At 71.5% G+C, this 14,042-nt stretch carries 10 protein-coding genes; all 10 read right to left on the reverse strand.

Annotated elements, in window-relative coordinates:
* Positions 1–989: 989 nt before the first annotated feature.
* A complete protein-coding gene (locus P2H44_RS22625; protein WP_275767314.1) occupies positions 990–1,547 on the reverse strand; it encodes a hypothetical protein in 558 nt (185 codons plus the stop codon).
* A 95-nt stretch (positions 1,548–1,642) separates the two neighbouring features.
* Complete coding sequence (locus tag P2H44_RS22630; protein WP_275767315.1) at positions 1,643–2,071, reverse strand: hypothetical protein; 429 nt, start codon at positions 2,069–2,071, stop codon at positions 1,643–1,645.
* A 56-nt stretch (positions 2,072–2,127) separates the two neighbouring features.
* Positions 2,128–2,328 carry a hypothetical protein gene (locus P2H44_RS22635; protein WP_275767316.1) on the reverse strand — a complete coding sequence of 67 codons (201 nt, stop codon included), beginning with the start codon at positions 2,326–2,328 and terminating at the stop codon, positions 2,128–2,130.
* Positions 2,325–3,131 carry a glycine-rich domain-containing protein gene (locus tag P2H44_RS22640; RefSeq protein WP_275767317.1) on the reverse strand — a complete coding sequence of 269 codons (807 nt, stop codon included), beginning with the start codon at positions 3,129–3,131 and terminating at the stop codon, positions 2,325–2,327. The genes P2H44_RS22635 and P2H44_RS22640 overlap by 4 nt, the downstream gene beginning before the upstream one ends.
* Positions 3,128–3,391 carry a spike base protein, RCAP_Rcc01079 family gene (locus P2H44_RS22645; RefSeq protein ID WP_275767318.1) on the reverse strand — a complete coding sequence of 88 codons (264 nt, stop codon included), beginning with the start codon at positions 3,389–3,391 and terminating at the stop codon, positions 3,128–3,130. Before P2H44_RS22645 ends, P2H44_RS22640 begins: the two co-directional genes overlap by 4 nt.
* An 8-nt stretch (positions 3,392–3,399) precedes the next feature.
* Entirely contained in the window at positions 3,400–5,874 is a 2,475-nt protein-coding gene (locus P2H44_RS22650) for a hypothetical protein (RefSeq protein WP_275767319.1), read from the reverse strand.
* Entirely contained in the window at positions 5,871–8,363 is a 2,493-nt protein-coding gene (locus tag P2H44_RS22655; RefSeq protein ID WP_275767320.1) for a hypothetical protein, read from the reverse strand. Before P2H44_RS22655 ends, P2H44_RS22650 begins: the two co-directional genes overlap by 4 nt.
* The gene (locus tag P2H44_RS22660; RefSeq protein WP_275767321.1) at positions 8,356–11,220 is read right to left on the reverse strand and encodes a hypothetical protein; all 2,865 of its coding nucleotides are present in this window, start codon (positions 11,218–11,220) and stop codon (positions 8,356–8,358) included. Before P2H44_RS22660 ends, P2H44_RS22655 begins: the two co-directional genes overlap by 8 nt.
* Complete coding sequence (locus P2H44_RS22665) at positions 11,217–13,427, reverse strand: hypothetical protein (protein ID WP_275767322.1); 2,211 nt, start codon at positions 13,425–13,427, stop codon at positions 11,217–11,219. The genes P2H44_RS22660 and P2H44_RS22665 overlap by 4 nt, the downstream gene beginning before the upstream one ends.
* The gene (locus P2H44_RS22670; RefSeq protein WP_275767323.1) at positions 13,424–14,035 is read right to left on the reverse strand and encodes a hypothetical protein; all 612 of its coding nucleotides are present in this window, start codon (positions 14,033–14,035) and stop codon (positions 13,424–13,426) included. The genes P2H44_RS22665 and P2H44_RS22670 overlap by 4 nt, the downstream gene beginning before the upstream one ends.
* Between the last annotated feature and the right edge of the window lie 7 nt (positions 14,036–14,042).

Genomic DNA, 14,042 nt, shown 5'->3' on the forward strand with positions numbered 1-14,042 from the left:
GTCGGTCAGGTCGGTGGCGTAGCCGGGGCGGGAGGGCAAGGCGTCGATCCGGGTTGGTGAAGGTCGACGCCCCATGAATCATACGGCCAAGGCCGAGGGAATCCCGCTTCTCAAACACGCTCTTAGTCAATATTCATTTCGAACCCGGCGAAGATGATGTCTACCTGATTTTGCTTGGCATTACAGCGGGAATGCGAAGCGTAGGGCCGGTGTTGCTGACTTAGCCTTGCAATAGCAAGCACGTTGCGGTGGACCTCCTTGATAGGCTCGGGCGCTCAAACGCGCGACTGCCCAGTCAGAACAACGTCAGGCATGCGCCGTGCCGGCGCGAACCTAGCTGGTTATCCGAGGGCGTTACCGCTTGATATACAGCTTGCGTTTGTCTCGCTGCGCAATAGCGGCAGTCACAAAAGCCGAGTCCAATGAGCCTGCTTCCGGTAATTGGCTGCACCCGGCGCGAAGGTCAGGCAAGGGCCGATTTCGTCGAAAGAGAGTGCCTCAAACCTGAGCAATGGCGACTCTTGTTGCGATGGCGTGGCGGCACTCGCGGGCGCAGGGTCAGCGAAGGCGCCGCAACTTGCTAGGCGGGCATCCTCCGAATGCTGGGCGATCACCTGAATCGGCCTTGCATCCGGCGGGAGCTGCCAAGAGCCGATGCTTGCTGCGCGCGGAGCGTCGGTGGGCTTCGGCTAGCGCGGCCCCCGCAGGCTGACCGGCAGTTCACGCTGACTCATGGCGATACTGCTGATCTGCCACAAGTGCGCCGCGCAGCCCTGCACCCGCGCGGGAGTGAGTGTTCGCCGGTGGTTGCTGGGTGGTTGCTTAAGGATGACGCCCCCTGAGCGCCGCCAGCGTAACCCCTTGGGGTTTATGGTGAGCCGTGCAGGATTCGAACCTGCGACCCGCTGATTAAAAGTCAGGCCAAAATTATTAATAATCAGTGACTTAGAGGACCAGCCCGAGCGGCCATTGTGGTCGCACGAGCGCCGTCAGTCGCCCGCGGCCAGCAAGTAATAGGCGACCGGATCGGTCTTGTCCGCAACGCGTTGACCGTCGCACACATAGTCCAGGACCAGGACGACAGTAATCCGCCCCGGCCTCAGCTGCGGCGGGACCATCTCGATCCGCATCGTCGTCACGTCGGTTCCGATCTGGCGCTGCACCTCGGGCGCTCCCGCCTTCCGGCCGGGCGTGGCGACGTTCCGCTCGTCCGTGAAAAGCGGCGTCCAGCGGGTGAGGAGGCAATCCGCGCCCAGCTTGGTCCGTCCCACCACCAGCATCAGAACGACGTTCTCGCCCGCCCGCACAGGTTCCTTGATGTAGCTGAGGCCCGGAGGCTGGCGGATGACCCGATCCTCCCCCGTGGCTGATCGCACCTCGTTGCGAAGCTCGCCGACCGTCTGCGCGAGCTTCAACTGGGCCTCCTCGATCCTGGCGAGCGCGACGTCCAACCGTTGAGGCGTTCGCCAGACCGCGACCGCCTGCGAAAGGAGCGGGGTGGTCAGCGCCACGACGCCCACGGTCGCGCCTAGGATCAGATGGTCCACCGCCCATTTCACCAGGCGCTCGCGCAACCACGCCCTGCGCATTTCGCGCTGGGGGCCCTGCCCGGCCTGCTCTCCTCGCTCGGCCGGCTCCACCACTAGACCGGCGCCAAGGGATCGAGCGCGGCCGTCAGGGCGTCCAGAGCCGCGATGTAGCCGGCGAGGCCCGCTGCCGGGAACGCGCCCTCGACGCTGCGGCGGGCGTCGCCCTCGATGACCGTGGACCAGCCCGGCAGGTCGCCGCCCTCGATCGCGAACCAGGCGTCCCGCGCCGCCTGCCCCGCCTGCTGCATGGCGCCGAAGGCGACCAGGACGCCGGGCGTCTCGCCGGCGTCGGGGAGCTCGGCCGTGGTGGAGAGGCGAAGCCAGTCCGTCAGGCGCGCCGTGATCGCCGCGGCGCTCGCCTCTGCGACCAGGGCCTCGGCCTGCGCGCCGCTGGCGTTGATGAAGGCATCGAACGAACGGGCGGCCGTGGGGGTCAGCGAGCCGGCCGCGGCGGCCGCGCGCGTCGCGGTCGTCTGGATCATGAGCGCGCACGCGATCGCATGGGCGCGAGCCGCCCAGGCAGGGAGGTTGCAGGTCGTCATTGGGGATCCTCGAAGCGGAGGGTTGCGGAGTTGTAGACGAGCCCGATCGCGGCCGGTCGACCGTTCGGATCCGGGGTCAGCGCATATGAGCCGCCGCGGCGAGCGATGACCTTCGCGCGGCGTTCGGGCGCCACCTTGATTACGTTCACGACGGCGCCGTCAGGGCCGACCTCAGCGAGGAAATGGTCGTCGCTCATGCGGGCCACTCCAGGACGATCAGCCCATCGCCGCCGGCAAGGCTGGCATACCCGCCCGAAGACCCGGAGCCGTAGCCGTCCCCTGCCACCGCAACGGTGAGGTTGCCGTCGCCGCCGCGGCAGACGGTGTAGGTCATGCCCAGCAGGGTGAGCGTGACCCCCGGCCCGGGGTTGATCCCGAAAGCCGTATCATCCGGCGGCGCCCCTCCCGCGCCTCCGCCTGAACCACCGTAGGGGTCGCCTAAACCGATCCCGCCGTTGAAGCCCACGCCCGCACTGGCGATGGACAAGCCTGGCGTCGTGCTCTGCACCGGCGCACCGCCTCCCGATCCGCCATTGCCGCCAACCCCCCCGGTCACCCCGCCGCCAGCGCCGCCGCCAATAGCGGTCAAGTTCGCCCCATTTCCGGTCCAGCTCGTATTACCGCCAGCATTGCCATTCGCCTCAGGGAACCCGGAAATTCCTGCGCCACCAGCACCGATAACCGCGGTGAAATCTCCTGCGGCCAGCGCCACGATCTCTTCGACCACGAGTTCACCCGCGCCGCCGCCACCGGCCCGCCCGTTGCTGCGCATCCCTCCGGAGCCCCCGCCGCCGATGGTGACGCGGCGATAGTTCCCGGGGACGATGACGCTTCCCGGGGTGCTCGAGGTAATCATGATGCCGCGCATCGGCGTGCCGCCAGCGTCCCAACTCTGGACCGCGAAGCCCTCGGCCGTCGCCTTCTCGAGCGCGCCGCCGAACCGCCGCTGCGCCGCGATCGCGACCAGGCTCGCTGATGCGGAGAGCGCGCCGGTCCTCACGGGATCACCGCATGGATCCCGGTCGCCGTGGTGTCGGTCGCCAGGACCTGCAGCACGGCGACCGCGAGGTAGCCATGGGCCGGGAGGTTCACCGTCCGCGTCGCACCGGCGGCCGAGACGAACACGACGTCGCCGGCGCCCTCCACGAAAAGCCCGATCGCGGGCGTCTCGAGGGCGACGGTGTCGCTGGGGGTGACGGGCGCCAGGTCGGAGCCGACGCCCCAGCGCGCGGGGGAATGGCCGTTGAAGGGGTTCGCCATGGTGGGCCTCAGAACCTGTGGGTGAAGGGGATCGCCTCGACGCGGTCGATGTAGAGTTCATCGTTCGAGGCGTATTCGGAGCCTGCGTCGATCGTGATGGAGACGAGGATCTCGGCCGAGGCGTCCACGATGAAGGGGATCACCTGCAGGTAGCGCCATTCGCCGGCGTCGGCCTCGGTGAGCTCGGTCTGCCCCAGCTCGTAGAGCTTGGTTTCCCCGGTCGGGTCGCCGTTCTCTTTCAGCAGGTCGATCTCATAGCGGCGCCCGGAATACAGATGGCCGTAGTCGGTCGGGTCGGCGACGCCCTCGTTGTCCGCCCAGATCTTCACGCGCGGGTGGCTGACCGTGCCGAGCTTCAGGAAGACCGCCGCGCGGATCGCAACCAGCGTCAGGGCGTATTCGGGGAAGTAGAGCTTCCGCTTGATGCGGTTCACGCCGAGCGTGACCCCGTCGCCCTTGACGTGGATCGAGGAGCCCTTGGTCAGGAAGGTCCCCGCCGCGGTCGACGTGGTCGGGTAGCCGCCCGCCAGGTTCTCCGGCGTCCAGCCCGCGGCGCTGGTGCCGTCGAATTCATAGAGCTTCTTCCCGCCCACGAAGTTGACGCCGAACCCGTCGCGCCCGGGCGCCGGCTGGAACACGTCCACCTGCCCGAGCGTGTCCGTGAAATAGGGCGTGGGGATCACGCGCTCGACGGCCGAGCCCTTGCCTGGCGTGAACGTCTTGTCCTTGTTCAGGTCCTTCTCGCGGAACCTGAGCTCGCCGTGAATGAAGATATGGCTGGTCTCGTCGCAGGCCCAGAAGACGACGTCTTCAAACTGCTCGACCTGGCCGCCCTGCAGCGCCGACGCGGCATAGTAGTTGATGACGGATCCCAGCTCGGCGCGGAACAGGATCTTGGCGTAGTTGCACGCGAGCTTGCGCGAACCGCTGATGGTGATGCCGCCGCCGTTCGTGGCCCAGAAGGCGATCGCATCGCGGGTCGGAACCGCGCCGGCGTAGCGGACGCCGCAGTTCTCGAAGTAGCAGACGAACAACGTGGTGTGCTGTCCGTTGGTGAACTCGCCGTTCCCATCGTGGAGAACGAACCCCGCGCCGCAGGCGTTGAACCTGGTGCCGATCGCCGAGACGCGGTCGGCATCGGCCTTGCTCGGGTCCCCGTTCTCCTCGTTCTGGGTGGTGGTGTGCAGGCCCCAGCCGGGCGTTCCGCCAACGGTGCCGCCCAGCATCCGGCCGACGGTGTCGGAGCGGACGCAGGCGAACGGGTTGCTGGTGTCCTCCGGCAGGTTCGACGCGCGGCTGTTCGTCCATGACCAGTTGTCGGCCTGGCCGTCGAACCGGAAATGGTCGGTGGTCGCGCCCGTCACCCACACGCGCTCGATGACCCAGCCGCCGCAGCTGGTGACGTTGCCCGCGCCGGATCCCCGAAGCCGGATGCCGTAGGGCGCCACGCTCTCGCAGCGGATCAGCACGTCGCGGATGGTGCCCCGCGCGCAGTCCATCGGGCGGAACCCGGCCGAGGCGCTCAGCGCCAGCAGCGCGGTCTTGGTCATCCCCGCGCCGACGATGTTGATGGCCTCGTGCCCGTCCGGCTGCCAGACGTCCCCGATCGCATAGGTGCCGCCGAGGAGCCGCATGGTCGCGCCCATGACGTGGCAATAGTCCTCGCACGCCCGGAGCGCGGCGATATCGTCCGTCACCGCGTCGCGCTTCGCCCCGAACTGCTCGGCTCGGGCGTTGGCTTCGTCCAGCTCCCAGATCTGCCCCGCGGCGTCGGTGAACCAGCCCAGGTGCGCGGGGGTCGTCGTCTCCTCGTCCGGCGCCACCCATCGCGCATAGGCGCCGTGCCCGCCGTCGTTCTCGACCGAATGCCCGTGAACCTCGATCCGCTGCAGCGGGGCCGGGATCACCAGGAGCGCGGCGGCGATCATCGTGGAGAAGACGTGCGAGCCGGTGGCCGTCACGGTGACGGTTCCATCCCAGACGGTCGGCCGGCCGGTCCCGTCGAACGCCAGCAGCCGGCCGGCCCGGGCCTTGATCTCCGGCAGGGCCTTGATGGCTTCCTCGTAGGAGGGGACGCGCAGCACGCGGCCGAGGTCGTCGGACCATCGCCCGATGCGGTCGCGCAGGTCCTGCAGGATCCTCACCTGGCGGTCCAGCTGCCGCTCGAGGCCGGTCTCGCGGGGGCCGCCGGCGGAGGCCCAGCCCTGCTCGATCAGGCCCTCCCGCGAAATCCGCAGCTCGCATCCCTCGTAGGCGTCCGCGACTTCCTGGGAGAGCTTGATCTCGCCTTCCGGGGCGGCCTCTCCGTCGATCGGCGAGGGCGTCACCTCGAAGTTGTAATCGAGGATCAGCGGCGTCGAGATTGCGGCGATCACCACCTCGACCAACAGGTCGTCGGCCGAGCCGTAGGGCCAGCGCACCGCGTAGGGGCCGCGGCCCATGATCGTGTAAGTCTCTGCGGACGTGAACGCCTCGACGGTCATTTTTGGTCTCCGAGAACGTTGGCGAGGTCAGGCCCACGCGACGGCGCGGTCTCGCCCTTGCGCCACCAGGGGGACGTTCCGTAGTCGCGGCGCGATCGCTTCTCCTGGTCGCGCCAGAGGCGTTGCGCCTGGGGGTCGAGCGCGTCCTGCAGCTGGTCCCAGACCAGGCGGTCGACGGCGAGGCGCCCATACCAGAGCGAAGACCCGGGCGTGTAGCGGCGCGCCAGGTTGACGACGTCCCGTCCGATCAGCGGATCCCGCCCCTCGCTGACGCGCGCGACGTTGGATGCGCCGATGCGGATCACGTCGCCGGCGACGCCGGCGACCGGGCCCAAGATCGTCTCGGCCAGGCCGCCGCCGACGCGGGAGCTCTCCGACTTCACGAAGTCCCCGAAGATCCCGAGGCCGCCGCCCTGGAACATGGCGGCCGCCCAGAACCCGACGTCGTCCATGGGCCGGGGGTCGTCGCCCTTGGCGATGGACTTGAGCTGCACCGACAGGGCGCCGGCGAGCGTGGTCATGGCGATCAGCGACGCGAAGTATTGCGCCCGCGCCGCGGTGTTCCCCCGGGCCATGCCGTTCCGGAAATGCCCGATCATCAGGGCGAGGGGATAACCCTTGTAGACCGCGACGGAGCGGACCAGCTCGCCGCCGATCGTGCCGGCCTTCGCCTGGTCGTTCAGCATGGCCGTCGCCTGGATGCTGCGCGTCGGGACCGCGAGCGTCATCTGCTCCTCGGCGATCGCGCTCAAGGCGGTGGCGGCGTTCTCGACGTCGGCCGGATCCATGCCCGCCGCCAGGGCGTTCTCGCGCCAGACGATGGGCGACAGGAGGTCCACGCCGGGGCGAGGCGAGAACAGGAGCGCGGGGTCTGCGATCTGGGACCAGGTCGCATCGTCCATCCCGCGGGCCCGAAGGTGCGCGCCGAGCTCGCCCATGTCGTCCAGCCCCCGGCCGGCGCGGACGTGACGCCCGAGGTCGGCGGCGAACTCCATGCGGAAGGCGGCACGGTGCAGGTCGGTCCATTGCGCGAGGCCGCTCGCGCGCATCACCAGGCCCGACAGGCGGGCGGCGATCTCGCTCGAATAGCTTTCGTGGTAGTAGCGCGACGCGCCTCCGGCCATCTCGCCCAGGCGCTCCGCGATCCAGCCGCCGGCGGCCGCCATCTCCCGGTATTCGGCCGAGCTCGCCAGCCGCATCGCCTGGCCCATGACGCCCGCCGGGTTAAGCCCGGTGGTCTTCGCCGCGAGCCGCACCGTCACCAGATCCGAGACGGAGGACAGGAGGGCGGAGCCCAGCTGCGCGGCGGGAAGGTAGGAGCGCACGGTCGACATGGCCCGCGCCAAGGTCTCGTTCGCCGGGACGCCGCCGGTGCCGTTCAGCACCGCCAGCATGGCCCGGGCGGTGGCGCCCGTCCCCTGCTTGATCCGGCCCGCCAGCGGGGCCTTGCCCTCGAGCATCGCCTTGCGCTCGGCCGCCTGCAGCAAGTGCTCGAGCCCCCCGGCCGGGTTAGGCCCGAGGCGGCGCATCAGGGCGATATCGCGGGCCATGGCCGACAGGTGGCCCAGCATGGCGTCGAGCGGATCCGATCGGCCGAAGGCGTCGTTGTAGGTGAGCCAGGCGTCGGCGTCGGCGAAGTGCAGGACGCGCGCGTCGCCGCGCCGGTTGTAGAGCGCCGCCCCGCGCATCCCGAAGCTGGGGAGCCGATCGTCCCAGCCGTCCGTCGCCAGGTTCGACCAGATATCCGCGAGGAAAGCGCCGCGATCCTGGGAGGCGACGGGCTGGCCGGTCGAGCGATCGAGGATCCGCGACCAGTCCAGAAGCGGCTCGATGTAGGCCGACCAGCTGGCGGCCCCGGCTTCGCGCAGCAGGACGGCGTCGTGGGTGTGGGGGACGCCCCAATCGGCGAGCTCGCCGATATCGCCCCCGAATGCGTTGAACAGGGATCGGGCGCGCTTCGCCGCCTGCGCCCAGGCGTCGGCCAGCTGCCGCGCCGCGGCATCGCCCGTCGCCTGACCGTGCGCCTCGCGCAGGACGTTGCGCAGCTGGGCCGGGTTGCGGATCCGGCCGAGCGCGTCGCGGCCGTGGCGGCGCAGGAGGTCGCCGACCATGCCGAACAGCTCCTGGCGGTAGGCGCTCGAAAGGGCGTTGACGCTGGCCGGCGCGTTCGGCCGGTTCGGGTTGTATTCCAGCGTCGCGAGGATCTCGGAGCCGAGCTCCTCGCTCGCCGTCCCCGCGACAAGCCGCTCATGATCGCGCATCACGCGGAGCTGATTGAGGACGACATGCCGGCGGCTCTGCAGCCGTTCGCGCAGGATCGTCTGGACGTCGGCCGCCGCCTGGGCGGAGGCGGCGCCGTCCGGCATGGAGCCCAGATATTTCGCCTTGAGCTCGTCGAACAGCTGCTGGGCCATGCCCCCGCGGGTCGGGTCGAGCCGAACGTCGGGATCCTCCATGGCGCTCTGAATGCAGTCGCGAAGATCAGGCATTGCGCGCGCCCCCGTAACCGCAGATCTCCACGACGCGGACGAACTCCAAATCGGCCTCGAGGTCGGCGAGGATCTCGGAAGCCGCCAGCGTGCCCTCGGGCCCGTGGGTGTCGATCGTGAAGTCGCCGCCGGTCGCCGCGCGGATCTCGTCCATGGCGGCGCGGATCTCGTCCATCTCGCCCGGCGCGCCGATTTCCTGACGCAGCTCGGCCTCGGCCTGAGCCGCGCCCTCGATCGCCGCCGGCGAACTCGCACCGTCGTTCCAGCGCGCATCGTCCACGCCGGCGACGTCGACCTGGGGACCCCCATCGGCGCCCGCGTCGGCGCCGTCCGGCGCATCGCCCGCCCGAGGCGGCTCCGCCTCGAGGCGGGCCGACAGGGTGTCGAGAACGTCGAGCGGCCCGCGGACGCCTGCGCCCGCCAGGAGGTCGTCGGCGGCGCCGACAGTGCGGGCCTCGAGCGCGAACCGCTGCAGGGTGTCGGCCATCGCCTCGCGAGAACGGGCCTGCCCGCCGCGGTAGAGGATCCCGACCAGGCGCGCCGTCGCGGGGCTGGGGCCGCCGCCGAACATATCGCCTTGCGCCAGGGCGTCCTCGATCGCCCCTCGGACGCTGACGCCCTGCTCGGCCGCCTCGCGCCGGGCCTGCTGCACCAGGCGGATCGCGTCCAGAAGATCCGCCGTCAGGTCGAACGCCTCGCCGATCTCGCCGGCCTCGACCGCGGCGCGCATCTGCGCCCACGCCGGCGCGGCGTCGGTCAGCGCCTCCACGATCGACCGCACGTCGCCTCCGCCCTGCTCGGCCTGGGCGGCGGTCAGGTCGGGCGCGTCGTAGGCCCGGGAGAACAGCGCCGAGCGGAGACGCTCCCGGCCCTGGGCAGACAGCCGCCGATCGGCGGTCAGCACCTGGCCGCGCTCCGCCGGCGGGAGACGGTCGACCAGGCCCTGCACGAAGCGAACGTTGCCGGCCCCGAAGGGCCCGCCCGCCTCGGGGTCGTAAAGGCCGAGGAGGTCCCGGTCGATCGCGGCCGCGTCGGTGCGCGCCTGCTCGGTCGCGCTCAACCGCTCGATGCTGTCGGAGTTGGCTTCGCGGACGAACCGCTCGAGCGTGGGGCCGTCGAGCTCCTCGCGCACGGCGACCAGGACGGGCCGCTTGACGCCCGCGGGGATCTCGAATTGCGAGCGGATCGTCTCGACATACGCCGCATACCGATCGGGGACGTGCTGGGCGGCGTGCAGGATCGACATGACGCGGCCGTTGCCGCTGTCGATGATCCGGTCCGGGCCGACGATCGGGGCGCCGTGGCCGGCGCTGGCGGCCGGCATCAGGAGGGCGGGATCGAGCTCGGCCGCGCGCCGGGTGACTTCCGCCGTGGGGGCGGGCCGGGAGCGGTCGCGGTTCTGCCGGCCGCCCGTCGCAAAGATCAGCTCGTCAAGGTCGACCACCTCGTAGGTCACGGCGACGCGGGTTCCCTGCGGCGTCGTCACCTGGTCGGGCGCGGTATAGCCCCGGCGGCTCGAGGCGCGCCAGGCGTCGCCGGGATCCTCGGCCAGGCCCATCTTGGTTTCGGACCAGCGGCGGAGGTCGGCGACGGTCCAGCCGGGGAGCTTGCGGCCGCCGTAAGAAATGTTGCGGTTCGCCTGGATCTGGTCGGCGTCCATCACGCGCGAGATCGGCGCGGAGGGATCGGCGGTCAGCGCGCGCACCGCCCCGCCTGGGCCGAGGAAATGGGCGAGGTAGAGGTTTTCGATGGACGGCGAGAGACCCGCGGCCTCGAGCGTGGCGGCGTTCTCGCGGGTGTAAGCGACCGTCATTTCCCACGACAGGTCGGGATCCTTCCGCAGCGCGAGAAGCTCCTTGCGCGTCCGCCCCGCCGCGATGTCAGGACGATTGCGGCCGATCACCTCGAGCCAGGTGCTTTCAATGAACTGGCCCAGTCCGGTCGCGGTGCTTTCGGAGTTCTTCGCGGCCGCCCGCCCACCGCTCTCCGCGCCCACGATCCGGCGGGCCGCCGTCGCGATCTGCGCATCCGCGACCGGGGGCGAGACGTTGATCGACCGCCCCTCCCGAACTGCGGCCTCCGCGGACGCGGCGCGCGCCTCATGGTCGGCCGGGTGCGCGTTCGCGGGCCGCTGCGCCCCGGCCGTCTCCGATCGCCCGACCAGGCGCGACGCGCCGCGCGAGACCGCGACGGGCGCCGTCCCCAGAACGCCGCCCGCCGCGGCCCCGAGCCCGATCTGCACGAGAGGGTCAGGGTCCGGCTGGTCGAGCTCCTGGGCGACGCGATACTGCTGCGGCAGGGCGATCGCCTCGCCCGCCGCACCCAGCGCGGCCTCCGTGACGAGGATCCGCAGGAGGCTCCCGCTTCCGCCGGCGGGAAGCATGGCGAGGCTCACCGGGTCCGTGGTCGCGCGGGCCATGCCGCCCAGCGTCTCGGCGGCCATGCCGGACCCCATGGCGAGCGTCGCCTGGGCGTCCTCGAGTTCGGCCATCCGCCGGCGGCGGCTCTCCTGGCGAAACGCGTCCTCGTTCAGGGGAAGCGAACCCCACATGCCCGGCTCGTTTCGCGCCGCGCGCGCAGCGGCGCTCAGCACCTTCGCCCGGATCGGATCCCAGCGGCCGTTCCGCTCCCACGCGATCTGCAGGCCGTCGCCGACATAGGGCGAGGCGTCGCCCAGTTGGTCGTTGATCTCCTCGAGGAGCGCCCGGTCCGTCATCTCCCCGTGAAAGAGCGTGTCCTGCAGAACCTGCGTCTGGTTCCACGCGGCGCCCGCCGTCTCCCACCAGCCGGCGGGGCGCTCGGGCGCGACGTTCACTGGCGCGGCCTTCGTGGGCTTGTCGGACAGAAAGAACGTCATGGCCGCACCGGGAGGCGGCCGCGCACGTCGGACAGGAGCTTATGCAGGTCCAGCTCGATCACGGCGCCGGAGCCCTGGGCGACCAGGTCGCGCCAACCGCCGTTCACGTCGCGCACCTGAACGCGCCACAGACCGCTTGCCGAGGCGGCGAAAGAGATTTCGTCCATGTCGTCGGCGGTCAGCGGGCCGGACAGGGCTGACGGCGCGCCGCCGGCGAGCGCGGAAAGCGCGTCGAAGACCGCCTTGCGCCGCGTGTCTCCGCCGCCCCACGGCCCGTCGAAGATCGTTTCGTTGAGGTCGTCGGCCGTGAGGTCGAGCGGCAGCAGCGTCTTGCGTCCGTTCACCTCCTGCACGCCGCCGGCGTCGGCGCGGGCGCTCGCCGCGCCTCGGCCGAGCGACAGCTGCACCGCCCGCCGCCAGGCCGCATCCGCTTCGTCGCTCTCGGGATCCATCCCGCGCGCGAGCTCGCCATAGATGGCGCGGGCGCCCGCGAGGATCTCGTCCTCATGCCCTGGGACCAGCGTAAGGGCGTCGCCGATCTCCTCGCCGTAGGCTTCGCGGCGCGCGGCGTCGCCCTTCTTCGGCAGCTCGACCGCGCCCGATGCGATGGCGGACGCCCCGCGGAACCCCATCATGGCGGTTGCCGGACGCGAGCCCGCCGCCAGCAGAAGCCCGAAATGCCCGAACGCCCGGTCCTTCGGGGCCACGGCCTCGAAGACCTTCACGGCCTCGTCGCCCCGGAAGGAGCTCGCGAGGATCTGGGCCAGCTGGGCGCGCTGCTCCGGGGACGCGCTGACGGCCGCCATGCCCTGCAGGCGCTCGAGCTCCTCGGCGCTGAACGGGGCGAAAGACGTGGTGTAGCCCGACGCCTGCAGGCTCGCGATCGCGGAACGCCGACCGGCCAGCGCGCGGGCCCAATTCGCCGGGGACGACAGGTCGGACGGGAGCTCGGGCGTCGGCAGCACGTTCGTCTGCCGCGCCTGGGCGATCGGGTCGCTTTGCCAGGCGGCTTCCGCCGCCGGGATCGCCGCCTCGAGCGCGGCCTGGGCGGCGGCGTCCTCAGGCCCGGCCGAGGGCCGCGACTTCATTCCGGTGAGGTAGGCCCGCATCTGCGCGGGCGTCATCTGAGGCACGCCGGCGGCGCGCAGCTGGATCACCCCGAGCGCGTCCTGGTAGCCCGGGCGCGTCTTCGCCACGGGATCCGCCAGGATCCGCGCTTCATCGACATGGGTGCGGCCGGTGCGCGCCACGTCGATCAGCGCGGCGAGATCGCGATCGGCCTCCGTCTCCGCCTCGGTCTGCGCGGTCTTGTTCGCCCGGGCCGAGGCGGCGACCTGCGCCTGCTCGGCCGCCACCGCCTGGGCGCGGTAGCTCGCCCGCATGTCCTCGGGCGCGTCGTCGTAGGCGCCGGCGTCGATATCGGCGATCAGCTGGGAGGGGCTGTCCGACAGGCCGCGGGTCAGGTCCGCCCGGAAACCCGCCTCCGCGTCCGTCTCGGCGGCCGCATAGGCGGCGGCCCGGAACTGCTCGCGTGTGTCGGCCGGGACGTCATTGAACTCGCCGGCGTCGATCAGCTCGACCAGGCGCGCCGGCTCGGTCGACTGCAGCCGACGCATGGCGCCGGTCGCGAGCTTGGCGCGGTAGCCGTTGACGATGCGCGCGGCGCGGTCCGCCGGAAGGTGGCCGAGCGCAACCGCGCTCATGACCTGGCCCGCATAGGCTCCGGCGGCTTCCTCCCGGTCGGCTGCGCTCATGTAGAGCGTGAGCGCGTCCGCGTCGGCGCGCGCCGCCAGGTCGCCCAGGGCGCGCTCGCGCCGCAGCTCCATCGCGCGACGCCCGAGCTCGAGCTTCGCCGGGTTCGTGACGGACGCCCAGGACGCCGCGAACCGATCGGAGTTGCGCTCGTCCAGCCCTTCCGAGACGCGCGCTCGGAGCTCCTCGGAGCGCGCCTCCCAGGCGGCGTCGATGTGGTCGGGGTCGGTCTCCTGCTCGAGCTCGAGGCGAAGATCCGCGATCCCGTTCGCGACCGCGACATGCGCGCGCGTCAGCTCGGAGGTGAGGCGGTCCTGCTCGAGCGCCTGCCCGCCGGCATACATGCGCTCGCCGAACTCCGCGACGGTCCGGCCGACGCCGTCGTCAACCGGGGGCGGCGGGGTCGCCGACGCGCCGCCACGGATCGGCGCGGTGGGAACCTGCAGCCGGCTCACGCGAACACCTTCCGATCGGCGAGGGACGGCCAGAGGTCGGGCGCCTTGGTCAGGAGCGAGCCGGCCGCGCCGATCCCGCCGTTGAGGAGGGCCGAGCCGCCAAGAGCGCGCGACTGACGCGCCGAGGCCGACAGGGTCGCGACGCGGGCGCCGCCGCGGCTGCGCACATCCTGGCTCGCGAAGCTCGTTTCCCTGGCGGCGCGGTCGCCCAGAAGCAGGGCCGAGGGGCTGTCCAGCGACACGCCTCGCGCGGCGAGGCCCGCGAACATGCGGCCGAGCTCCTGGCGCATCCGCGCGCGCATCCGCTCATCTTCGACGCCGGCAAGCATCCGCTCCTGGGCCGCCTGGCGCTCCTGCGCCTTGGCGTAGGCGCTGGCCTGCTGCGACTGCTGGACGCCCGCCAAGACCGTCCCGCCCGCGGAAATCAGGGATCCCGCCGTAAGTGCGACCTGGCCGAGGCTCAGACCGGCGGCGGCGGTCCCGGCGGCCGCGGCCGTCCCGGCGGCGGCGGCGCCCGCGGCGGCGGCGGTCCCGGCGGCGGCGGCCGTTCCCGCGGCTGCGGTCCCGCCGGCGGCGGCGAGCGCGGGCAGCGCGGCGGCGGCGGCCATGATGCAC

The organism is Albimonas marina (assembly GCF_029223255.1).
Lineage (GTDB): Bacteria > Pseudomonadota > Alphaproteobacteria > Rhodobacterales > Rhodobacteraceae > Albimonas.